Below are 24,687 nucleotides of genomic sequence, written 5' to 3' on the forward strand. Positions count from 1 at the left end.
GAAACAAAGAGAGTCAAGAGAACAAGAAATTGTTTAGGAGATAGACAATGGAGAGTTTGATCCTGGCTCAGGATGAACGCTGGCGGCGTGCCTAATACATGCAAGTCGAACGCACTGATTAATCAGTGAGTGGCGAACGGGTGAGTAATACATAAGTAACCTGGCCTTGTGAGGGGGATAACTGCTGGAAACGGCAGCTAAGACCGCATAGGCAGAGGGGTCGCATGACCTCACTGTTAAATATCCCACGGGATAGCAGAAGGATGGACTTATGGCGCATTAGCTAGTTGGTGAGGTAGAGGCTCACCAAGGCGACGATGCGTAGCCGACCTGAGAGGGTGGACGGCCACACTGGGACTGAGACACGGCCCAGACTCCTACGGGAGGCAGCAGTAGGGAATTTTCGGCAATGGGCGAAAGCCTGACCGAGCAACGCCGCGTGAGGGAGGAAGTACTTCGGTATGTAAACCTCTGTTATAAAGGAAGAACGGCATATGTAGGGAATGACATATGAGTGACGGTACTTTATGAGGAAGCCACGGCTAACTACGTGCCAGCAGCCGCGGTAATACGTAGGTGGCGAGCGTTATCCGGAATCATTGGGCGTAAAGAGGGAGCAGGCGGCAATAGAGGTCTGCGGTGAAAGCCCGAAGCTAAACTTCGGTAAGCCGTGGAAACCAAATAGCTAGAGAGCAGCAGAGGATCGTGGAATTCCATGTGTAGCGGTGAAATGCGTAGATATATGGAGGAACACCAGTGGCGAAGGCGACGATCTGGGCTGCAACTGACGCTCAGTCCCGAAAGCGTGGGGAGCAAATAGGATTAGATACCCTAGTAGTCCACGCCGTAAACGATGAGTACTAAGTGTTGGGGGTCAGACCTCAGTGCTGCAGTTAACGCAATAAGTACTCCGCCTGAGTAGTACGTTCGCAAGAATGAAACTCAAAGGAATTGACGGGGGCCCGCACAAGCGGTGGAGCATGTGGTTTAATTCGAAGCAACGCGAAGAACCTTACCAGGTCTTGACATACCGATAAAAGCCTCAGAGATGAGGAAATAGCTATATCGGATACAGGTGGTGCATGGTTGTCGTCAGCTCGTGTCGTGAGATGTTGGGTTAAGTCCCGCAACGAGCGCAACCCCTGTTGCCAGTTACCATCATTAAGTTGGGGACTCTGGCGAGACTGCCTCTGCAAGGAGGAGGAAGGCGGGGATGACGTCAAATCATCATGCCCCTTATGACCTGGGCTACACACGTGCTACAATGGACGGATCAGAGGGAAGCGAGACCGCGAGGTGGAGCGAAACCCATAAACCCGTTCTCAGTTCGGACTGCAGTCTGCAACTCGACTGCACGAAGCTGGAATCGCTAGTAATCGCGAATCAGAATGTCGCGGTGAATACGTTCTCGGGCCTTGTACACACCGCCCGTCACACCATGAGAGTTGGTAACACCCGAAGCCGGTGGCCTAACCGCAAGGAAGGAGCTGTCTAAGGTGGGACTGATGATTGGGGTGAAGTCGTAACAAGGTATCCCTACGGGAACGTGGGGATGGATCACCTCCTTTCTAGGGAGAAGAGAAGACGTGGAGATCTGTTTAGTTTTGAATGTGCGTTGCGTGCATTCAAGGCAGGAACATTGAAAACTGAATAGCAAACTAGCAAAAACTTTTTACAACAGAAAAGAAGATAGATGAAGAAGAAACGAGATCAGGAAAGAGATTGAAGGTCGATTCATCTAGTTGCAAAAAACTAAGATAAACAAAAGAGAAAACAAGAAAAAGAACTTGAACACTTTAGGTTAAGCAAGAAAGAGCGTATGGCGGATGCCTAGGCACTAGGAGGCGAAGAAGGACGCAGCAAACGGCGAAACGCGGCGGCGAGCAGTAAGCAGGCTAAGACCCGCTGATGTCCGAATGGGGGAACCCGGCACATCGAGAGGTGTGTCATCATGCATTGAATATATAGATGCATGAGGCAAGACGCAGGGAACTGAAACATCTCAGTACCTGCAGGAGAAGAAAGTAAGAACGATTCCGTAAGTAGCGGCGAGCGAAAGCGGAGGAGCCCAAACCATCATAGCGATGGGGTTATAGGGGTGTCAGCAAAGTTGAGCGAGCATGATAGGAGAAGCGCAGGGGAAGGCGCAGCGAAGAGGGTGAAACTCCCGTATCCGAAATTGTGGGAGTGAGACGAGACAGACCCTGAGTACGTCGGGGCACGTGGAATCCTGACGGAATTATCGAGGACCATCTCGAAAGGCTAAATACTCCCTAGTGACCGATAGTGAACCAGTACCGTGAGGGAAAGGTGAAAAGAACCCCGGGAGGGGAGTGAAAGAGAACCTGAAACCATATGCTTACAAGAAGTCAGAGCCCGTTAAAGGGTGATGGCGTGCCTTTTGTAGAATGAGCCGGCGAGTTATGATATGGAGCGAGGTTAAGCAGGAGATGCGGAGCCGAAGCGAAAGCGAGTCTGAAAAGGGCGGAAGTTGCATGTCATAGACCCGAAACCGAGTGATCTAGCCATGATCAGGTTGAAGTTGGGGTAAAACCCGATGGAGGACCGAACCGACCCCCGTTGAAACGTTGGCGGATGAATTGTGGCTAGGGGTGAAATTCCAAACGAACTCGGAGATAGCTGGTTCTCCCCGAAATAGCTTTAGGGCTAGCGTCGCAGGAAGTGTCATGAAGGTAGAGCACTGAATATGTGATGGCCTCATCCCGAGGTACTGAGCATAATCAAACTCCGAATGTCATGAAGACATATGCGGCAGTCAGACTGCGGGTGATAAGGTCCGTAGTCAAGAGGGAAACAGCCCAGACCATCAGCTAAGGTCCCAAAATATATGCTAAGTGGAAAAGGATGTGGAGATGTCCAGACAACTAGGAGGTTGGCTCAGAAGCAGCCATCCTTTAAAGAGTGCGTAACAGCTCACTAGTCGAATGACTCTGCGCCGAAAATTTACCGGGGCTAAGCATAATACCGAAGCTATGGATTTATACGAAGTATAAGTGGTAGGGGAGCGTTCCTGACAGCGAGGAAGCATGATCGCAAGGACATGTGGAGCGTCAGGAAGAGAGAATGCCGGTGTGAGTAGCGGAACGTGGGTGAGAATCCCACGCACCGAAAACCCAAGGTTTCCAGAGGAAGGTTCGTCCGCTCTGGGTAAGTCGGGGCCTAAGGCGAGGCCGAGAGGCGTAGTCGATGGATAACGGGTGGAGATTCCCGTACCTGGCGAAGAGGCAATGGAGTGACGGAGAAGGCTAGGCGATCCAGCTGCTGGAATAGCTGGTGCAAGCGAGGTAGGGGACATCCAGGCAAATCCGGATGTTGAAACCCGAAGGCGTGAAGCGTATGGAACATTACGATAAGTACAGAAGTCGCCAAAGCAAGCTTCCAAGAAAAGCTTCTAGCAATAAACTCTTTGTCAGCCCGTACCGAAAATGGACACACATGGGTGAGGAGAGAATCCTAAGGTGAGCGAGAGAACTATAGCTAAGGAACTCTGCAAAATGACTCCGTAACTTCGGGATAAGGAGTGCTCAGTGAAAGCTGAGCCGCAGTAAAACGGCCCAAGCGACTGTTTACCAAAAACACAGCTCTCTGCCAAGACGCAAGTCGAAGTATAGGGGGTGACGCCTGCCCGGTGCTGGAAGGTTAAGAGGAGTTGTCATCCGCAAGGAGAAGCAATGAATTGAAGCCCCAGTAAACGGCGGCCGTAACTATAACGGTCCTAAGGTAGCGAAATTCCTTGTCAGGTAAGTTCTGACCCGCACGAAAGGCGTAACGATTTGGGCGCTGTCTCAGCTGTAGACTCGGTGAAGTCTTAGTACCTGTGAAGATGCAGGTTACCCGCGACTAGACGGAAAGACCCCATGGAGCTTTACTGTAGCTTGATATTGGATCTTGATGCATGATGTACAGGATAGGTAGGAGACTGAGAGACGGATACGCCAGTATTCGAGGAGTCGCCGTTGGGATACTACCCTTGATGCATTGAGGTTCTAACCGGACATCGTGAAGCCGATGACGGGACAGTGTCAGGTGGGCAGTTTGACTGGGGCGGTCGCCTCCCAAAGAGTAACGGAGGCGCCCAAAGATACCCTCAGCATGGATGGAAACCATGCGCAGAGTGCAAAGGCAAAAGGGTGTTTGACTGCGAGACCAACAAGTCGAGCAGGGACGAAAGTCGGGCTTAGTGATCCGGCGGTGCCGAATGGAAGGGCCGTCGCTCAACGGATAAAAGCTACCCTGGGGATAACAGGCTGATCTCCCCCAAGAGTTCACATCGACGGGGAGGTTTGGCACCTCGATGTCGGCTCATCGCATCCTGGAGCTGAAGTCGGTTCCAAGGGTTGGGCTGTTCGCCCATTAAAGCGGTACGCGAGCTGGGTTCAGAACGTCGTGAGACAGTTCGGTCCCTATCTGTCGTGGGCGTAGGAAGTTTGAGGAGAGCTGCCCTCAGTACGAGAGGACCGGGGTGGACAGACCAATGGTGCACCAGTTGTCACGCCAGTGGCACAGCTGGGTAGCTAAGTCTGGAAGGGATAAACGCTGAAGGCATCTAAGTGTGAAGCCCCCTCCAAGATGAGACTTCCCATTCAAAGCGAAGTAAGACCCCTCTAAGACGAAGAGGTAGATAGGTCATAGGTGCAAGCATAGCGATATGCTGAGCTGAATGATACTAATCGGTCGAGGGCTTAGCCTAGAAGAAGGGTTCAAGGAGAAAGAAGCTAGAGAGCTGTTCAGTTTTGAGTGCTCGTGCATTCAGGAGAAGGAAAGAGATCCGGTGGCGATAGGGTGATGGAGACACCTGTACCCATACCGAACACAGAAGTTAAGCATCACAGCGGCGAAGATAGTGCGCAAGTGCGACAATAGCAGGCTGCCGGTTCAATCCGGGAGAGACGTCAGTCTCTCCCTTTTTTCTTTGCAGAAATGTGGATAACTAAAAAACTATGATCATGAGGTCATAGTTTTTTTAGTTATCTTCAAGTGGATTCGAATGATCAATATCGAGTCTTTTAGTAAAGAGAATCATCACAATAGCAATTGATACGATAATAGCACCAATGAGGAATAGTCTGTAAGAACCGAAATAGTAATAGACATTTCCAAAGATATAACCAAAGACTGCCTTTCCAATATTCATTGCAGCATTAAGCAATGTAACTGCAGTACCAAAAACTGCTGGATTAACTGTTTCTTGAATATAAGCGAGAGCAGCAACTGTCGAACATGCGACACCAAGACAATGAACGATGCTCACAATAACGAATACATATGAATTAGGAACGAGTGCATATGTAAACATACGAATAGCCATTGGAATAGTTGCAAGTAAGAAGAACTTCTTATAACCTAGCCTTTTAATGACTTTTGATGCAATCATAAGGAATAAAAATTCAGGTAAGACTTGAACAAATGTCAACCAACTGATTAATGAATTATCCCCTTTTAATGTAACAATTAAATGGTTACCAGCGAAAGCACCTGAACTATCAACAACAATTTGGGTTATAATAACAAGCACTAACATAAATAAAAAGTTTTTATTAAGAAGTAAATCTTTAAAATTTCCTTTTTGTGGTTTCTCTTTATCAATATCCTTTGAATCAGCTTTAGGAAAGGTAAAACAAATGAGTAAAGCAATTCCTAATAATAACATATAGCTTGTAAACAAAGGACCATCTAAACCGAAAATATCAGCTAAAAAACCAACGGCCATACTTCCTAACATATAACCTAATGATCCCATTCCTCTAATGGAACCATAATTACCGTTCGTTTTTGCAGTATAATTCATTGCAATTGTATCTGCCATAGGTGTTGAGCCTAATCTAACAAGTTCTAACAATAATGCAAAGACAATACAGCCAATATAAACGGTCTGTTTTGAATAAAAATATAAAACAACAATACTAGCAGCTAATGAAAACATCAACAATAAATTGTATTTTCTTGTTTTATCACCAATAATCCCCCATAAGGGAATAACGCAGACACCTAATATTAATGAAATTGCAGTAATCAATCCTATCTCTGAACCATTAAGACCAATACTTTTTTCCAAATAAACATTAATATAAGGAGTAAAACATCCCACAGCCCCTATCAATAAAAAATAGAAGACTTGAAATTTCAGTATATTTTTATCTTTCATAAAAATTCCTCCCATATCATTTCTATTATACTGAATTCGTTTTGTAAACGCTTTATTATTTCAGAAATAGAAAATTTAATTTTACATAAATAAATAGAAAAATGTAAAATTAACTTTACATTAAATGTAAAGTGTACTATACTAATTGTAGGAAGTGATGAAATGAAGACAAAGATAAAAGAATTAAGAAAGAAAAATAAAGTGTCTCAGGATGAACTTGCTTTAGCTGTAGGGGTAACAAGACAGACGATTATATCTCTAGAAAAAGAAAAATATGTAGCTTCACTAGTTTTGGCATACAAAATAGCACGATATTTTGATTTGTCAATTGAAGAGGTATTTGATTTTACAGAAGTAGAGGAGGAATATAATGGAAGAATTTAGTAAAGATATTAAAAAGAGAAGTTTATTGATTAAAATTGTTTTATGTATTTTAATTATTTTTAATATTGTTTTATATTTATTTCAAAAAGATGCATCAAGTTTAGAATTTGGTTTAAGTTTTCAAATGGGAATATGTACAGGTTTAGTCCTCATGGGTGTGATTATTGTTTATAAATATGAGTCCGCTGTTAAACAAGATGAACAGTTAATGAAACTTTATATTCAAGAACATGATGAAAGAAAAATATTAATTAAACAGAAAATGTGTCAGTCTTCACTGATTGTTATTGTGTTATGCTTATTGATTGCTGATAGTTTGGCAGCTTATATAAATTTAGTTGTTGCGTATACTTTAACTATAACGATTTTTATGATGTTGTTTATTATTCTTGCTTTTAAGATTTATTACTTTCATAAATATTAAGGAGTGATTTATATGTGTCAAAGATCAAAGAAAACAAATTATTATCTTGTTGTGGGGTTATTGATCAGTTCTACGACATATCTCTTATATGATGCTGATATGATTCCACATTGGTTAAGATTAACATTATTAATAATTGCTATTGTAGTGATGTTATATGGTGTAATAAAGAAAAATACATGTAAAAATTAGGGATAGTCGTAAAAAACTATTCCTTTTGTTTTATATTTAGAAAAATTTCTTAATAATTTTGCCTTATAATAGTTATATCTATGATATAATAGAAAAAAAGAGAAAGGGGAATAGTTATGAATTTTGTATATGTATCACCTTCCTTTCCAAAAAATTTTTATCAATTTTGTGATTGTTTAAAAGAGAAAGGTGTCACAGTTTTAGCGATAGGAGATACACCTTATCATCAATTATCTGAAGAATTGAAGAATGCTGTTGATGATTATTATCAAGTATTTTCAATGGAAAATTATGATGAGATGGTGAAAGCAATGGGATATTTTATATTTCATTATGGTCATATTGATTGGTTAGAATCTAACAATGAATATTGGTTAGAACAAGATGCGAGATTAAGAACTGATTTCAATATAACAACAGGAATACATACTGATCATATTGAAGATATTAAATGTAAATCTAAAATGAAAAAGTTTTATGAAGAGGCTGGAGTTAAAACAGCAAGATATCATTTAACAACAACATTAGAAGAAGGTTTAAAATTTATTAAAGAGGTTGGTTATCCAGTTGTTGTAAAACCAGATAATGGTGTAGGAGCAGCAAAGACATATAAGATTTCTTCTGATGAAGAATTAAAGGCTTTTTATTTGGAAGATCATCCAACTCAATATATTATGGAGGAATTTGTTAATGGGTTGATTATATCATATGATGGTATAGCCAATCTTGAAAAAGATGTTATTTTTGAAACATCACATGTTTTTCCAAATCCAATAATGGATGTTGTGAATGATGCAAGTAGTATGTATTATTATTCTTTAAGAGAAATACCTTATGATTTAAAATTAGCTGGAAAAGCATGTGTTAAGACTTTTTATACAGCTGGAAGATGTTTCCATATGGAATTTTTTAGATTGTTAGAAGATAAAGAAGGATTAGGTAAAAAAGGTGATATTATTGGTTTAGAAGTGAATTTAAGAACACCAGGAGGATATACACCTGATATGATGAATTTTGCAAATGATATTAATGTATATGATATTTATGCAGATATGGTTGTAAAGGGAGAAAGTGAATATAATCATCATAGACCTTATCATTGTGTTTATTGTGGAAGAAGAGATTATTTGCATTATCAACATACTCACAATGAAGTTATGGAAAAATATCAATTTGATTTATTAATGGCTGAAAGAATGCCAGATATTTTAAGTGGTGCAATGGGGAATTTTACATATACAGCACGTTTTGAAACAATGGATGAAGTGAATGCTTTTGTGGATTTTGTGCTAGGATAGGAGGAATCAATATGAAAAAAGAATGGTTTAAGGAATATAGTGAGTGTTTAAATAGGGATATGGAGTTTATGGTATATGGACATGCTGGTCAACCTATTTTAGTCTTTCCAGCGCAGGATGGACGTTATTTTGATTTTGAAAATTTTGGGATGGTACAGACTGTTGAACATTTAATTGATGAAGGACGAATTCAATTGTTTTGTTGTGATAGTATTGATCCAGAATCTTGGTCTGGTAAAGGACTTGATCCTAGACATCGTACATATATGATGGAACAATGGTATTATTATATTGTTAATGAATTGGTACCAAGAATTTTTGAGATTAATTCTTATGGTAATGGTGGCGGATATGCTGATGGTATTTTTACAACAGGATGTTCTATGGGAGCGACGCATGCTGCTAATTTTATGTTTAGAAGACCAGATATTTTTAAGGGAACAATTGCATTAAGTGGATATTATGATAGTGATTTATTCTTTGATGATTATCATGATGATATTATTTATCGTAATTCACCTATTCAATATCTTCATGGGATGAGTTATGATCATCCTTATGTTGATATGTATCGTCATTGTAAGATTGTTTTATGTTGTGGTCAAGGAGCCTGGGAAGATGATATGATTAGAAGTACTGCACGCATGAAAGAACTTTTAGAATATAAAGATATTCCTGCATGGATTGATTTTTGGGGAAATGATGTCAATCATGATTGGGATTGGTGGCAAGTACAATTTCCATATTTTGTAGAAAGGGTGATATAATATGAATTTAATTTTTATTTCACCACACTTTCCTCTCTATTTTTATAATTTTTGTGATCGATTAAAAGCTCGTGGTGTGAATGTTTTAGGAATTGGTGATGCAAGTTATGATAATTTGCCATATCATACTAAAATTGCTTTAACAGAGTATTACAAGGTTGATGATTTAGAAGATTATGAGGAAGTTTATCGTGCATGTGCATATTATACTTGGCATTATGGTAAGATTGATTGGATTGAATCACAAAATGAATATTGGTTAGAATTGGAAGCAACATTACGTAATGAATTCAATGTAACAACTGGAACAAAGATTCAACATATGGCACCAATGAAATATAAATCAAAAATGAAAGATGTTTATAAAGCAGCTGGAATACCTACTGCACGTTTTAGAATGGTGGATGATTATCAGGCAACAAAAGCTTTTGCGAATAAGGTAGGTTATCCTGTTATTGTTAAACCGGATAATGGTGTGGGAGCAAGTTCTACTTATAAATTAAAAAATGATGATGAGTTAGATTATTTCTTTGCAACAAAAGATCCAGTGATTCAATTTATTATTGAAGAGATGGTACCTGGACATGTGGAGACTTTTGATGGTATTACAGATAAAGATAAAAATATCTTAATAGCGACAAGCCATGTTATGTTAAATTCAATCATGGATAATGTCAATGAAGCCTCTGATACAGCCTTTTATTCACAGCCAGTTGAAGGTTTGGATATTGCAGAGGTTGGAAAAAGAGCAGTCGAAGCTTTTGATACAAGAAGTCGTTTTTTCCACTTTGAATTCTTTCGTTTAGATGAGGATAGAGAAGGATTAGGTAAAAAGGGTGATATTGTTGGCTTAGAAGTGAATATGCGTGCTCCTGGCGCTTATATGCCTGATATGATGAATTTTGCTTATAATGTAGATGTTTATACAATATGGGCAGATATGATTAAGTATAATCAATGTTATTATGATATTAAAAGAGAATATTGGGTTGCTTATACAGGTCGTCGTGATGGTATTTGGTATATGTATAATTATGATCAGATTAGAGCAGTTTATGGTGAAAACATTGCTTTAGAAACAGATGTACCAGAAGCTTTATCAGCAGCTATGGGAAATCATGTTTTCATTGTCAAATCACGTACTCAAGAAGAACTGTTTGCAATGATTCGCTATATACTCAAACGAGAAGATGGAACTGATTGGATGTAAATAGTATTCATCCTTATGAATGATACTTATATTAAAAAAACAATGTAAATGTGTCAAAGGGAATGATTCATATTATTCCCTTTAAAATTAAAATAGAGACAAGAATTTGATTGTGATTTTCAATAGAAATGTTATGATAATAATGTATGCGTTTATGTTATAAAGAAGAAAAGAGATGGTTATATGGTAAATAAAAAGAATGAAAGACTTTCAACAAGAGGAGTTTATGTAATTAATGAACAATATCAAATTGTTTATTTTGATAATTCTTTAAAAGAGTTATATCCAACATTACAAAATAATTCTATCTGTTATCGATTATTAAGAAATCGTAGTGAGCCATGTTCAGATTGTCCACTTGTATTCTTAAATAATAGTCAAACAGTTATTCATACATCCATAAAATATAATGAATTGTATTGTGGATGGGATAATTGTACGACTTTAAGATTGAATTGGCCTCATGAAGGGGAATGTATTTTAGTAACCATGTATCCAATTAATGATGAAGAACATAAAGTCTTTTTAAATATAAATCAAGATCAGCACTATGATGAACTTGTTGAATTAAATGTTAATACACAGACATATCGTTATCTTTGTAATGATGGTTCAGAGGTAGATATTGCTAATGAAGGAGAAATTAAGGATTTAGTTGAACAATTTAGCACCAAATATATTTATCCAGAAGATATTGAAAGATTTAAAGCTTTCTTTGATTTAATTACATTAGAATATCGAACTGAGAATATGGGGCATATAGTAGATGATTTCCGAGTTTTAAGATCAGATAATAATTATCATTATTTTTCTTTATATTTGCAGCCAGTTGAAAAGAATATCAATGAAAAATGCTATCTTTGTTATGCTGTGAATGTCGATGAAAGATATAACGGACTTCAAAAACAACTTGATAATCGTTACCAGCAACAAATAGATCCATTAACATTTCTTTATAATCTGAACACTTTTCAAGAACTTGTTAAAGATAGATTAGCTAAAGATTTAGATACAGAATATGCAATTGTTTCTATTGATATAGAACATTTCAAACTCTTTAATGAATGGTATGGAACTGATCAAGGAGATAATTTATTAAAATATGTTGCGAGTTGTATCCGTCGTTTTGTAGAGTCAAATAATGGTTATGCTGCACGTAATGGGAATGATGATTTTCTTTGTCTTATTCCTTATGAATGTTGTCATGTAGAAATGTTAGAAAATGAAATTGTGAATTGGATTCAAAATTACAATATTGAATATAGATTTTTACCAGCTGCTGGGATTTATCCGATTCAAGATAGAAAAACACCTCTGACTTTGATGTGTGATCGTGCTATTATGGCTGAAAATTCAATTAAAGGAAATTATATTAATAGAGTTGCTTTATATCAAGAAAAAATGAAATTGAAATTAGAGAATGAACAGGAAATTTTGTTTAGTGTGAAAAATGGACTTGAGAATAAAGAATTTGAAATTTATTTTCAACCACAATGTAGTGCTAGAACTCAAAGAATCATAGGTGCAGAAGTCTTGGTGCGTTGGAATCATCCAACAAAAGGCTTATTAATGCCTAATACATTTATTCCGATATTAGAAAATAGTGGCTTTATTTATAAATTAGATTATTATGTATGGGAAAAGACTTGCCAGTATCTTCATGATAGAATTGTGAAACAGCAAGTGATTGTTCCATTATCAGTTAATGTTTCAAGATTAGATATTTACCAGTATAATCTGGTACAAGTCTTTGAAAATTTATGTACAAATTATCAAATACCTAAACGCTACTTAGAAATTGAAATTACTGAGAGTGCATATAGTGATAATTTTGTACAATTAATTGAAACAATATCTCAATTAAGAAGTCATGGTTTTAGAGTTTTAATGGATGATTTTGGAAGTGGTTATTCTGCACTAAATATGTTAAAGGATATTGAAGTTGATGTCTTAAAATTAGATATGAAGTTTTTAGATATGGATGAAAATAGTCTTAATAAAGGATTAAGTGTTTTAGAATCATCTATTCTCATGGCTAAATGGTTAAAAATGGGGCTTATTGCTGAAGGTGTTGAAACTGAAGAACAAGTTAAACATTTGTTGAATATGAATTGTGAATATATGCAGGGATTCCATTTTTACAAGCCGATGCCAGCGAGTGATTTTGATGAACTTCTTTCTCACTTACAAAATGTTGATACAAGAGATATTATGGTAGAAAGTTTACCAACATTGCAAATAGATGATTTATTTAAAAAAGATATTACAAGTGAATCTATGCTAAACAATATCATTGGTGGCGTTGCGATTTATTCTCTTGATGATCATGATAATGTGACATTGAAAACAGTTAATGATGGCTATTATCGTATTACTGGATGTAATCCAGTGGATCTTAATGAAAAAGCAGATTCGATTCTTTTGCAGGTACATGAAGAAGATAGAGATTATGCGATTGATATATTTAAACGTGCTGAAAAAAATGGGCATTTGGGTGCAAGTGGAACATTTAGAAGATATCGTTTAAATGGTGAAATTATGTGGATGAATCTAAAAGCATTTTTCTTACATAGAGAATCTCATCAACGTATTTATTATGGCGTAATTAATGATTATACTGAGCAGATGAATAGACAAAAAGAACTTCATATGATCTTAGATTCAATACCAGGAAATATCATTGAATATCGTGTGAAAGATGATCATCTGGCTTGTCATATTCTTAATTATGGACTTAAAGATTATTTAGGATATAGTCAACAGGATATGAATCAAATGGTTGGCAGTCAACTTGGGCTAGAGAGTATTTGTCCAGAAGATAGAGAAGCAGTAGAAAAAATCTTTGTTGATTTCAAGACTTGGGGAAAAGGGATGGATTTCTATTATTCATGCTTTAATCTTCAGGGTGAAAAGGTGTATTTACATCAACATATTGTCTATTATGACCAAGAAGAAGATACTAAGATATATTGTGGTTTATGTATGGTTATGAACAATGGATAATTAAAAAGGGAGTTCATAATTGATTTATGAATTCCCTTTTTAAACAAGAAATGGTAGAAATAAGTTAGCTAATTCTAAAAATATAAAGAATCCTAAAACATCAGTTGCTGTTGTTAAAAAAATAGAAGAAGCCAAAGCAGGATCGGCATGTAGTGCTTTTAAAACGACTGGTATAACAAATCCAAAGAAGCCGGATACTACTAAGTTTCCAATCATAGCAATACAAATAATAACACCTAAATAAAAGTTACCATAGAGTGCATAAACAATAATTCCTGTGACAAGTCCAGTAACAAAGCCATTAATAATCCCTAAAAAGATTTCTTTTCTCAGTGCCGGAAAACAATCTTTAAAATGGACTTCACCTAAAGCAATACTTCTAATCATGATGGACAATGTTTGACTTCCGGCATTTCCACCCATTCCTGTCACAATTGTCATTGTGGCTGATAAAGCTACAATTTGTTCAATTGTACTTTCAAACATTTTAACAGTAAATGATGCTAAAAAGGCAGTTGCAAGATTGATAACTAACCATGGAAGACGCATTTTAATAGACTCAAATAATGTTGAATCCAAAGATTCTTCCTTATTTACACCATGCATCTGTAACATATCTTCTGTATGTTCTTCTTGAATAACATCGATGATATCATCAACTGTAATAATCCCAAGTAATCCATTATTTTTATTAACAACAGGAATAGTTGCTAAGTCATATTTGGATACTAATAAAGAAACTTCTTCCTGATCTGTTTCAGGAGTTACAGAAATAACCTGATCATCCATAATAGATTCCAATGTTGCCTTTTCATCAGCAACTAATATATCTCTTAAATCAGCAGTTCCAATTAATTGCTTTTTATCATTTAAAACAAAAATAGTTTCAATGACTTCAGTTTTAGGAGCAATTTCTTTAATTTTCTTAAGTGCATTCATCATTGTTAAATGATCATTTAAAGCAATATACTCTGTTGTCATTAAACCACCAGCAGTATCTTCCTCATAACCAAGTAATTGCTCTATGATTTTCTGATCATCTGTTTTCATTAAAGTCATTAATTGCTTACGTTTACCAATTGGAAGTTCCCCTAAGATATCAACAATTGTATCCTTAGGAATCAAATTAAATAATCTTAAAATTCTTTGATTATTTAAACAATCAATAATATCAACTTGTAATTCTTCATCAGATTCTTCTAATATTTCTGATAATTTTTCATCATCAATATGATTACATAAATATTCCAATTGATTATCTTCTAATTCTTCAATTTCTTGTGCTAAATCAATTGTCTGAACATGATCGTAAATATGATCAATCTCTTTTGTATCATGTTTAATTAATGCTTGTAATAATTTTTCTAATTGAATTTGTGTTTTGTTTTCCATTTTAGACCTCCTTTTTTAAGAAGATCTCACATATGTGAGATCAGTTTTATACGGTTTGGGCTTGCCTTTATCCATAATCTCACATCCTTTCTCATACATTCAAAGTATGATAAAAATGAAGTCGAAAGTCAAGTTAAATATATATTTATTTTCTGGTTATTAAAGACTTATAAGTATGATATATTAAACACATTATACCGTTAATATTTAAAAGTATACTCTATAAAAGACAAGTTTAATGGAGAGTAATGGTACAGAATATATTATCAAATCAGAATGAAAAAGCCTTATAAAACGGAAAAACAAGTTTGACAGCGCTTTCAACGTATGTTATACTGAACTTGTAAAAGGATTGTCACTTCTTTGAAGGCATTACCTTAAATAGTAGATACTATTTTTGTGTATGTTTTTAAAGAAGTTTTTTTGTGTTAAGAAAGGATGAAAAAATGTTTGATTTTTTAAAAAAGAAAGATTTATCTTTGTATGCCCCAATGACTGGACAAATGATTGAGGTTAATAGTATTCCAGATGAAGTCTTTGCTTCTCAAATGCTTGGGGAGACAGTTGCATTTATACCTCAAGATGACTATATCTGTGCACCATGTGATGGAAAAATAACAATGATTGCTCATACTTTGCATGCATTTGGAATGGTGAGTGATATGGGAGTTGAAATTCTTATTCATATTGGTTTAGAAACTGTTCATTTTCATGGGAAGGGTTTTGAAATATTAGTTCATGAGGGCGAAAGGGTGAAAAAAGGACAGATGATTATGAGAATTGATAGGCAGTTTTTTAAAGAAAAAGATGTTTGTCTGATAACACCGATGGTGATTACGAATAAAAAGAATTATCATGTCCATATTGATTATAGAGATCATGTTATAAAAGGGGAAAATCGAATTATTGAACTTATATAGAAAGAAGGGAAATTCATGAAAGTGATCAAAAAAATAAACAATAATGTTGCTATATGTTTAGATAGTCATCAACATGAATTAATTGCTTTTGGTAAGGGCATAGGTTTTCCTAAAACACCTTATGAATTAAATGATTTAAGTCTTATTCACCGTACATATTATGGGATTAGTTCAAGATATTTAGCGCTTATTGATGAAATACCTGAAGAAATATTTGATATTTCTGCAAGAGTGGTAGATATTGCGAGAAATTATATTCGTTGTGAACTCAATAATAATATTGTTTTTACACTTGCAGATCATTTACACTTTGCGATTAAAAGACATCAACAGCATTTAAATCTTAAAAATCCATTGATTTATGATGTTCAATATTTTTATGAAAAAGAAATGGAAATAGGAATGATGGCTGTTAAAATGATTTCTCGTGAACTACATATTCATCTACCTAGAGAAGAAGCAGGGAATATTGCACTCCATTTTGTGAATGCTGAAGCGATGGGAGAAAGAAATTTAGATGATAATATGAATGAAGACATTATTAATGAAATCACACTTATATTGGAAAAAGAATTAAATGTTCATATTAAAAGAGATGATTTTAATTATTCAAGGTTTGTTTCTCATTTACAGTATTTATTAAAAAGAAAGAATGTAGGAGTAAGTATTTCAAGTGATAATATTAAAATGTATCAGAATATGAAGAAAGAATTTCCAAAGATATATCATTGTGTATTAAAGATAAAAACATACATAGAAGAAAAACTTCACTGGGTACCCAGTGAAGAAGAGCTACTCTATTTAATGTTGCATGTCAATCGATTATATGCAAGAGAGGAATTGTAACCGAAAGGGCATTATCCAACAAATAAAGAGACAATAGTCTTTTAATTGTTGGTTTTTATTTTAAAGATGAAAAGAGGAGAAAATTATGTCAAAAAAAGAAAAGTATGAACAACTCGCTAAAGAAATTGTTCAATGTGTTGGTGGTAAAGACAATATATCATTTGTGACGCATTGTATGACGAGATTAAGATTAAGTTTAAAAGATAGTAGTCTTGCCCAAACTGAACAAATTAAAAAGATACAAGGGGTTTTAGGTGTTCAATATGTTGGTGGGCAATTACAAATTATTTTAGGCCAAACAGTCCAGCTTGTTTATGAAAATGTTTGTGAATTAGGAGATTTTGCTATAGAAGAGCATCGTCATGATCAAGTAAAAGAAAAACTAAATATAAAAACATTAGGAATGAAAATATTAGATGGGTTAGCAGGATGTATGACACCACTCATTCCAATTATGATTTCAGCATCAATCTTTAAAATGTTGACAACAGTATTAGGACCAATGATGTTGAATGTTTTAAGTGAAAGTAGCGATTTATATATTCTCTTTGCATTTGTAGGAGATGCTGGATTTTATTTCTTACCTATTTTTACAGGATATACGGCAGCTAAAAAATTTGGTACTTCACCTATTTTAGGAATGTTTTTAGGAGCCATTTTGATTCATCCGACATTACTTGAATTTGTTGCACAATCGAAGAGCTTAAGTATATATGGGATGCCAGCAAGCTTACAAAATTATACAAGTTCAATACTACCTATTATTATGTCTGTATGGGTAATGAAACAGGTAGAAAAAATACTCAATAAAATCATCCCAAATATGCTTTCAACAGTCTTTGTACCAACACTTACAATCGCTATTATGTTGCCTGTCAGTTTATGTGTCTTAGGACCTTCTGGTGCATTTGTAGGACAATTTATTAGTGGAGGATTATTAAGCCTTTCTCAATATGGTGGTTTATTTACAATTATCTCCATCGCAATGATTGGAGCATTGTGGCAGATATTGGTAATGACAGGGATGCATGTTGTTTTAATGTCAGCTTTATTTGTTGTTTTTTCATCAACAGGATCAGATACAATCATTATGCCAGGGGCATTGGTTGCAGGAGCTGCTGTTTATGGGATGTGTCTTGGAGCTATTTTAAGAATCAAAAATAAACAAGAAAAAAGTTTAGTTATTGGTTACTTTATTTCCTGTTGTGTTGGGGGTGTCACAGAACCAGCTATGTATGGACTCGGATTACGATTTAAACGTCCACTTATTGGAATGGTTGCAGGTGGTTTTGTAGGAGGGATAATTATTGGTATATTTGGTGTAACTGTTTATAATTTGATTCCTGTTGCTAATGTTTTACATTTAGCCAGTTATGTTGGTGGATCAACTATGAATATTATTATAGGTGTATCAGCTGAAGCTATTTCAGTGATTGTTGCGGCTATTGTGACTTATTTCTTTGGCTTTGCTAAAGATGATCCACTTGTTCAAAAAAGTATAGAGGAGGTTTCAAAATGAAGAGTGCAATAGAAGTTGTTCGACATCATAGTTCTGTCATGCGTAGTCAGGATATCAATATAATTTTAGATGATTTTTCAAGTGATGCAATTGTGATAACCAATTTATTAGAAGAACCAGTTGTTGGACATGATGATATCAAAAAACTTATTGATGCAGAAGTTCATAAAAGAAATGAAAAAAAAGATGTTCCTCATTCTGAAATTTTATTACAAAAGGACTATGGAAGTTATGTTTTGCACGTTTTTAAAAATGAACAAAGGAACATTTTAGGAATTGAAACATTTGTAGTTGAAAATGAAAAAATTATATTTGAAAGTTCATATATTACAAAATTAAACAAGTAAGAGAGTCTCATTCATATTAAACAAGAGACTCTCTTGTTTTCATATAAACAAAATGTTTCAACTTTTGAAAAAAGAAAGCAGGTCTTAGTATTTTGATTATAATAAATTTAAATAAGAGGAGGAATAATTTATGACAAGAAAGTTTCCTGATGGTTTTTTATGGGGTGGTGCCACTGCTGCCAATCAATATGAAGGTGGATGGAATGAAGGAGGAAAGGGAGTTAGTGTCTCTGATTGTGCTAGACATCATTTAGATGTTGATGTTCAGGATTATAAGGCACATAATAGTATCACAACTCAGGATATTGAAGATGCTTTGTTATCTAAGGATGATTCTCTGTATCCTAAAAGACATGCATCTGATGGATATCATCATTATAAGGAAGATATCAAGATGTTTGCTGAAATGGGATTCAAGGTTTATCGTATGTCCATTGCCTGGACAAGAATCTTTCCTAATGGTGATGACAAGGAACCTAATGAAGAAGGCTTGAAGTTCTATGATGATATCTTTGATGAATGTTTAAAATATGGGATTGAACCATTAGTGACAATGTCACACTATGAACCGCCAATCAATTTGACACTCAATTATGATGGCTGGGCATCAAGAGAAGTGATTGACATGTTTGTTAGATATGTAGAAGTGATCTGTGAAAGATATAAGAACAAAGTGAAATACTGGCTGACATTCAATGAAGTGGATTCAATGATCAGACATCCGTATACAACAGGAGGACTGGTGGAAGATCGATTCCCAGGTCGCAATTTCCAGGAAGTGATCTTCCAGGCGATGCATCATCAGTTTGTAGCAAGTGCTTTGGCGACAAAGATATGTCATGAAAAGATACCAGGATCAAAGGTAGGATGTATGCTGACAAAATTAACATATTATCCATATACATGTAAGCCAGAGGATGTCTTACAGGCACAGCAGGATATGAGAAGTACATACTGCTATAGTGATACACAGGTCTTTGGGGAATATCCAGCATATCTACTGGCGAAGTTTAAGAATGAAGGATTGAATATCAAGATGGAAGAAGGAGATCTTGATATTATGAAAGCATATCCAGTTGATTTTGTTTCATTTAGTTATTATTCTAGTAGTTGTGTAGCTAAAGATGACGCTGGGCTCAAGAAAACAGCAGCTAATACAATGACAGCTATTAAAAATCCATATATACCAAGTTCTGACTGGGGATGGCAGATTGATCCAATTGGTTTGAGAGTTTCGCTAGTAGATTTATATGATCGCTATAGAAAGCCATTATTCATAGTAGAAAATGGACTTGGAGCTAAGGATGAATTAGTAAATGGAACAGTTGAAGATGATTATCGTATTGATTATTTTGATAAACACTTTAGAGAAATGTTAAATGCGATAGAGATAGATGGAGTTGATTTAATGGGATATACATCATGGGGATGTATAGATATCGTGAGCGAATCAACAAAACAGATGAGTAAAAGATATGGATTCATATATGTAGATTGTGATGATTTAGGAAATGGAACATATAAGAGATATAAAAAGAAATCATTTGATTGGTATAAGAAAGTTATTGAAACAAATGGTGCTTATTTATTTGAAGGAGAATAGAAATGTTAGAATTTAAATTTGATACACAGTTATTAATTGAAGGACAGAATCTAAATGAAGATGAAATCAATGATTATATAACTGAGAATTTTAAGGGAGATTGTTTGTTGGCTGTTGGTGATGATGAATTAATTAAGATTCATTTTCATACCAATGAGCCTTGGCTTGTTTTAGAGTATGCAGCAACACTTGGAGAGATTTATGATATTGTTGTGGAAAACATGGAAAGACAAGCAAAAGGATTAAAGGGATAGGGGGAAACTGTTGTGGATATTCAAGTTATATTGATGCAGATGATTCAATTGTTTTTAGTGATTGCTTTAGGTTATTTCTTGTTTAAAGTAAAGATATTAGATGTTGATTTAAATAAAAAATTGACAACTTTATTACTAACTGTTACAACTCCAGCAATGATTGTTTCATCTGTATTATCTACAACTGTTACACAAAGTTTTAATGATATTCTTTTTGTTTTCTTGATTGGTTTTGCAATTTATCTGATTATGCCAATATTAGGATTTATCATTGTTAAAGTTATGAAAATTCCTTTGCCTCAACAAGGATTATATATATTTATGACTGTATTTTCTAATATTGGTTTTATGGGATTTCCAGTGATGAAAGCAATATTTGGCAATGAAGCCGTTTTCTTTACAGCTATTTTTAATATGATTTTTAATCTGTTTGTTTTTACTGCTGGTATTGTTATTATGAATTATGGAACTGGTCAGAATGTGAAACTTGATCCTAAAAATTTATTATCTCCTGGAGTGATTGCTTCACTTGTTGCATTGTTGATTTACTTTACTGGTATTCATTTTCCAGATGTTATTTCTTCAACTGTAACAATGGTGGGAGATATTACGACACCTATGGCGATGTTACTGATTGGTTCAACATTAGCAAATATACCATTAAAAGAAGTCTTTACTGAATTAAAGATTTATCCCTATACAATTATCAAACAAATTATTGTGCCTGTCATAGCCTATCCTATTTTAAAACTGATTATAGGTGATCCATTAATTTTAGGGATAACATTGATTATGATTTCTATGCCAGTTGCTAATAGTGCAGTTTTGTTTGCTACTGAATATGATGGGGATGTTTCATTGGCAGCCAAAACAGTCTTTATGACTACGCTATTATCAGTTGTAACAATACCTTTAATTGTGGCTTTGTTCCTCGTTTAAGGGTGTCAATAAAAATATAAAATACGAGATAGAATTATTGGTAGAAGATCTAAAATAATTCCCCCCCTCGTATTTTTTAGTGTATAATAAACTTAGATAGGGATGAGAAGGACGTGCTATATAATGAGATTGTATGAACATGTAAAAAAAGTATTATATGCGGATGAATTTGTGACAATACATCGTGCAAAAGAGGAAAGACGAAATCAAAGAGGAATTGCTTTAATTGCTTCGGTTGCATTTTTAATTATGAGTATTTTAAATATTCGCCAGCAGTCTTATATAATGTTATGTTCTACAGTGGGATGTTCTCTATTTTTATTTATTGGTTATTATATGAGCAAATATCATAATTGTGATATATTTTTAAAAGCTGTTTATATTGTTATTTGTGTGGTGATTTTTACAAGTTATACAATTCTCGGTGGAAATGATGGTTTTGCTATCTTGTGGATTCTCATTGCAACTTATGCTTTTATGATCTCTATTGATTTTAAGGCTGGTTTCATCATTAATGTTTATTATTTAATTATGTTATTACTAGTGTTTATTGGACCTTTATCATTTTTATTACAATATCAATATAGTCCAACGTTTCTCTTAAGATTTCCTTTTTTATATGTCATTAATTTTGCTTTTGCAACATATATAGCTATTCGTATTCGAACTTATCAATATGAAATTCTTATAAATCAACAAAAACTAGAATTTCAAAGTCATATGGATTTAAGTACTGGAGTTAAGAACCGCAATAGTTTTATTCAATATGAAAAAAACTTTCAGTCAGCAGATATAGATCATTTAATTGGTGTTTTTATTGATGTGAATGGTTTACATGAAGTAAATAATCTACAAGGTCATTATGCTGGTGATCAAATGTTGAGATTGATTGCTGATTTATGTAAAGAACATTTTTTAAACAGCGAGATATTTCGGATGGGTGGCGATGAGTTTTTAATCTTATGTCCCAATGCATTGCTTGATGAAGTTGAAAAAACAATCAAAGAAGTGTCAAATAAGATTGATGAAGCAGGCTATTCTATTTCTTATGGTATTGCTTTACAAACAGAAGCATTAGATATTAATGAGATTGTAAAGATGGCTGATTATAAGATGAATGAATATAAAAAACATTATTATAAAAGTGTTAATTCTCGTAGACGTTAATTATGAGGATAAAAAAGTTGCTGAATATAAAAATGAAGCACTTTTTTTGTGTTTTTGAAACTGTAAATAGTGTTTTCATATTATCACAATGTTTACTTTTCTATTGTAAATCGTATAATAATAGTGAGTTTATTCATCATCAGATATGACAATAAAGAGAAAGGAGTTTAGAAATGAAAATACTTGTTGAAAATGGAAAAGTTCTTATTGACGGGGAAAAGGAAATAGAAAATGGAGCAGTTCTTGTTGAAGGAAATAAAATTATAGGTGTTTATAAAGATTATCAGAATATCATAGCAGATCAGGTCATTGATGCAAAAGGGGCTTATATTATACCAGGACTCATAGATACACATACACATGGAATTCATGGGTATGATTTTAATACTTGTCAAATTGAAGATATTGACACAATGAGTCAGGCTTTATTAGATGAAGGAGTGACTTGTTTTATGGCAAGTTTAACTGTTGAAAATCATGAAGATATGTTAAAAATATTAGATATGTATGATAATTGTGGGAATGCTCATTTATTAGGTGTTCATATGGAAGGACCGTTTTTAAATAAGAATAATAAGGCTGTTATGAAAGAAGAAGGGTTGATAGAACCAGATTTTCAAAAATTTGATGATTATTTGAATCATTGTAAAAAATTAAAAGCTATGACAATTGCCCCTGAATTACCTCAAGCTTTAGAACTGATTACATATGGGAATAATCATGGTATCGTTATGAATGTCGGTCATAGTAGTGCAACTGCTCAACAAGTTCTTGAAGCACAAGCTTATGGGGCAAAAGGGATTACTCATCTTTATAATGCAATGAGTCAACACTTACATAGAGGACCAGGAGTTGTTACAGGGGCTATAATATCAAAATTGTTTTGTGAATTAATTGTAGATGGATTTCATATTCATCAGGATGTGGTTAAAGCGACTTATCAGGCTATTGGAAAAGAGCGACTGATTTTAATTAGTGATGCGAACCCATGCAAAGGATTACCGGATGGACTTTATCAGTTTTCAGGAAAAGAGATAGAAATAAAAAATGGCAAAGCACGTGTAAAAGCAACAGGAAGAATAGCTGGCAGTACTTTAACATTAAATCAAGCATGTCATAATATGATGAAAATATGTGGATGTTGTATGAATGATGTTGTTTTCATGGCTTCTACTCACCCTGCCCAATTATATGGGTTAAATAAAGGAAAGATTGAAGTTGGCTATGATAGTGATATTTTGGTTGTTAATGATCATTTTGATATTTTAGCAGTTATGAGTCAAGGTGAAGTCAAACGAAACCAATTGTAATCAACTGTAAGTTGTATTCATATCAACGAAAAAGAGAGTCATTCAACTTATAGTCGCTTCCTTTTTAAGCATACATTTTCTATAATCTATTTATCAAAAGAAAAGAGGTTAATAATGAAAAAAACTTTAGGAAATAAAATGAATGAATTAAGAAAACAACATGGAATGACACAAGATGAAATAGCTGAAAAAATGGGTGTATCATCTCAAGCTGTCAGTAAATGGGAAAATGATTTAAGTATACCGGATCTATCTATACTTATTCAATTGGCTGATTTTTATCATATTTCATTAGATGAACTTGTAAGAGAAAAAGAAGAAACAGTTCACCTTGTAGCGAAAGAAGATCGTAAAAATATTAATGATATGTTATTAAGAGTTCATATCAATACTACTGCTGGTGATAAAATAAAAGTTAATTTACCATTAGCTCTTATAAAGATAGCGGCTGATATGAATGTTGAACTTCCTGAATTTAATGGCAGTGAGATATTAAAGCAAATTGATTTTCATATGGTTATAGCATTAATTGAAAATGGAGTTATGGGGACATTAGTAGAGGTTAATACTGCTGATGGAGATATAATTGAAATAACTGTAGAATGATGAGATTGAAGATAAGGACTAAAAAAGTTAAAATCAGTCTTATATTACCAAGATTTTTAGTTATCAATAGATTCTCTATTTGGATAGGAGCATTCATTGTTAAAAAATATATATCATTAACAAAAGAACAGCGAAAAATAATGAGAATAGGATTACATAAATGTTGTCAACAACATAAGAATCTATTAATTGTAGATATAAAGACACAAACTGGAGAAATTATAGAGATGAGATTATAATGTCATCTCTATAATTAAAGGTGTGATGAAAAACATGTTATAAAGGAACATAAAATGTTTGAGAAATGTTTAATGTATTGACAATTTCGCTTATTTTTGAC

General features: G+C 34.5%; 20 protein-coding genes and 3 rRNA genes. 21 read left to right on the plus strand and 2 right to left on the minus strand.

Features of this window, described 5'->3' with window-relative positions; all coding sequences use genetic code 11:
* Nucleotides 1–44: 44 nt before the first annotated feature.
* The 3 genes from BN1865_RS12425 to rrf all read left to right on the plus strand — a co-directional run bounded on the left by BN1865_RS12425 (nucleotide 45) and on the right by rrf (nucleotide 4,897).
* Nucleotides 45–1,568: ribosomal RNA gene (locus tag BN1865_RS12425) — 16S ribosomal RNA — on the plus strand.
* Nucleotides 1,569–1,799: 231 nt separating this feature from the next.
* Nucleotides 1,800–4,711, plus strand: a 23S ribosomal RNA gene (locus tag BN1865_RS12430).
* A 77-nt stretch (nucleotides 4,712–4,788) separates the two neighbouring features.
* Nucleotides 4,789–4,897: ribosomal RNA gene (gene rrf, locus BN1865_RS12435) — 5S ribosomal RNA — on the plus strand.
* The 16S, 23S and 5S rRNA genes sit together here, the layout of an rRNA operon.
* A gap of 87 nt (nucleotides 4,898–4,984) precedes the next feature.
* Here the strand turns inward: rrf and BN1865_RS12440 are convergent.
* Nucleotides 4,985–6,166, minus strand: coding sequence for an MFS transporter (locus tag BN1865_RS12440; RefSeq protein WP_050637589.1), 1,182 nt, complete (start codon nucleotides 6,164–6,166; stop codon nucleotides 4,985–4,987).
* Between the two features lie 162 nt (nucleotides 6,167–6,328).
* Between BN1865_RS12440 and BN1865_RS12445 the strand changes: the two genes are divergently transcribed.
* The 7 genes from BN1865_RS12445 to BN1865_RS12475 all read left to right on the plus strand — a co-directional run bounded on the left by BN1865_RS12445 (nucleotide 6,329) and on the right by BN1865_RS12475 (nucleotide 13,444).
* Complete coding sequence (locus BN1865_RS12445) at nucleotides 6,329–6,550, plus strand: helix-turn-helix transcriptional regulator (protein ID WP_050637590.1); 222 nt, start codon at nucleotides 6,329–6,331, stop codon at nucleotides 6,548–6,550.
* Nucleotides 6,537–6,974, plus strand: a complete 438-nt coding sequence (locus tag BN1865_RS12450) for a hypothetical protein (RefSeq protein ID WP_050637591.1) — start codon at nucleotides 6,537–6,539, stop codon at nucleotides 6,972–6,974. The genes BN1865_RS12445 and BN1865_RS12450 overlap by 14 nt, the downstream gene beginning before the upstream one ends.
* Before the next feature lie 12 nt (nucleotides 6,975–6,986).
* Nucleotides 6,987–7,166, plus strand: coding sequence for a hypothetical protein (locus BN1865_RS12455; protein ID WP_050637592.1), 180 nt, complete (start codon nucleotides 6,987–6,989; stop codon nucleotides 7,164–7,166).
* 116 nt (nucleotides 7,167–7,282) lie between these two features.
* Nucleotides 7,283–8,464 (plus strand): ATP-grasp domain-containing protein, encoded by a 1,182-nt coding sequence (locus BN1865_RS12460; protein ID WP_050637593.1) that lies wholly within the window; start codon nucleotides 7,283–7,285, stop codon nucleotides 8,462–8,464.
* Nucleotides 8,465–8,475: 11 nt separating this feature from the next.
* Nucleotides 8,476–9,231: an esterase family protein gene (locus tag BN1865_RS12465; RefSeq protein ID WP_050637594.1), complete on the plus strand. Its 756-nt coding sequence runs from the start codon at nucleotides 8,476–8,478 to the stop codon at nucleotides 9,229–9,231.
* 1 nt (nucleotide 9,232) lies between these two features.
* Complete coding sequence (locus BN1865_RS12470; protein WP_050637595.1) at nucleotides 9,233–10,441, plus strand: ATP-grasp domain-containing protein; 1,209 nt, start codon at nucleotides 9,233–9,235, stop codon at nucleotides 10,439–10,441.
* Nucleotides 10,442–10,624: 183 nt separating this feature from the next.
* Nucleotides 10,625–13,444, plus strand: a complete 2,820-nt coding sequence (locus tag BN1865_RS12475; RefSeq protein WP_050637596.1) for an EAL domain-containing protein — start codon at nucleotides 10,625–10,627, stop codon at nucleotides 13,442–13,444.
* Nucleotides 13,445–13,483: 39 nt separating this feature from the next.
* Here BN1865_RS12475 and mgtE read toward each other — a convergent pair whose 3' ends face one another.
* Nucleotides 13,484–14,836 carry a magnesium transporter gene (mgtE, locus tag BN1865_RS12480; RefSeq protein ID WP_050637597.1) on the minus strand — a complete coding sequence of 451 codons (1,353 nt, stop codon included), beginning with the start codon at nucleotides 14,834–14,836 and terminating at the stop codon, nucleotides 13,484–13,486.
* 446 nt (nucleotides 14,837–15,282) lie between these two features.
* Here mgtE and BN1865_RS12485 point away from each other — a divergent pair, with 446 nt between their 5' ends.
* The 11 genes from BN1865_RS12485 to BN1865_RS12535 all read left to right on the plus strand — a co-directional run bounded on the left by BN1865_RS12485 (nucleotide 15,283) and on the right by BN1865_RS12535 (nucleotide 24,586).
* The gene (locus tag BN1865_RS12485; protein WP_050637598.1) at nucleotides 15,283–15,756 is read left to right on the plus strand and encodes a PTS sugar transporter subunit IIA; all 474 of its coding nucleotides are present in this window, start codon (nucleotides 15,283–15,285) and stop codon (nucleotides 15,754–15,756) included.
* A 15-nt stretch (nucleotides 15,757–15,771) separates the two neighbouring features.
* The gene (locus BN1865_RS12490; RefSeq protein ID WP_050637599.1) at nucleotides 15,772–16,602 is read left to right on the plus strand and encodes a PRD domain-containing protein; all 831 of its coding nucleotides are present in this window, start codon (nucleotides 15,772–15,774) and stop codon (nucleotides 16,600–16,602) included.
* Nucleotides 16,603–16,687: 85 nt separating this feature from the next.
* On the plus strand, nucleotides 16,688–18,121 hold the full coding sequence (locus BN1865_RS12495) for a PTS transporter subunit EIIC (RefSeq protein WP_050637600.1): 1,434 nt from the start codon (nucleotides 16,688–16,690) through the stop codon (nucleotides 18,119–18,121).
* A complete protein-coding gene (locus BN1865_RS12500; RefSeq protein WP_050637601.1) occupies nucleotides 18,118–18,468 on the plus strand; it encodes a hypothetical protein in 351 nt (116 codons plus the stop codon). The genes BN1865_RS12495 and BN1865_RS12500 overlap by 4 nt, the downstream gene beginning before the upstream one ends.
* A 130-nt stretch (nucleotides 18,469–18,598) precedes the next feature.
* Complete coding sequence (locus BN1865_RS12505; RefSeq protein WP_050637602.1) at nucleotides 18,599–20,071, plus strand: glycoside hydrolase family 1 protein; 1,473 nt, start codon at nucleotides 18,599–18,601, stop codon at nucleotides 20,069–20,071.
* Nucleotides 20,072–20,073: 2 nt separating this feature from the next.
* Nucleotides 20,074–20,325, plus strand: a complete 252-nt coding sequence (locus BN1865_RS12510) for a kinase to dihydroxyacetone kinase (RefSeq protein WP_050637603.1) — start codon at nucleotides 20,074–20,076, stop codon at nucleotides 20,323–20,325.
* 12 nt (nucleotides 20,326–20,337) lie between these two features.
* The gene (locus BN1865_RS12515; protein WP_050637604.1) at nucleotides 20,338–21,264 is read left to right on the plus strand and encodes an AEC family transporter; all 927 of its coding nucleotides are present in this window, start codon (nucleotides 20,338–20,340) and stop codon (nucleotides 21,262–21,264) included.
* A gap of 123 nt (nucleotides 21,265–21,387) precedes the next feature.
* Entirely contained in the window at nucleotides 21,388–22,431 is a 1,044-nt protein-coding gene (locus BN1865_RS12520; RefSeq protein WP_050637605.1) for a GGDEF domain-containing protein, read from the plus strand.
* A gap of 173 nt (nucleotides 22,432–22,604) precedes the next feature.
* Nucleotides 22,605–23,741 carry an N-acetylglucosamine-6-phosphate deacetylase gene (nagA, locus tag BN1865_RS12525; protein WP_050637606.1) on the plus strand — a complete coding sequence of 379 codons (1,137 nt, stop codon included), beginning with the start codon at nucleotides 22,605–22,607 and terminating at the stop codon, nucleotides 23,739–23,741.
* Between the two features lie 114 nt (nucleotides 23,742–23,855).
* Nucleotides 23,856–24,347: a helix-turn-helix domain-containing protein gene (locus tag BN1865_RS12530; protein ID WP_050637607.1), complete on the plus strand. Its 492-nt coding sequence runs from the start codon at nucleotides 23,856–23,858 to the stop codon at nucleotides 24,345–24,347.
* Nucleotides 24,347–24,586 carry a hypothetical protein gene (locus BN1865_RS12535; RefSeq protein ID WP_050637608.1) on the plus strand — a complete coding sequence of 80 codons (240 nt, stop codon included), beginning with the start codon at nucleotides 24,347–24,349 and terminating at the stop codon, nucleotides 24,584–24,586. The genes BN1865_RS12530 and BN1865_RS12535 overlap by 1 nt, the downstream gene beginning before the upstream one ends.
* The last annotated feature ends 101 nt before the right edge of the window (nucleotides 24,587–24,687 follow it).

The organism is Candidatus Stoquefichus sp. SB1 (assembly GCF_001244545.1).
In the GTDB taxonomy this organism is placed as follows: domain Bacteria; phylum Bacillota_I; class Bacilli_A; order Erysipelotrichales; family Coprobacillaceae; genus Stoquefichus.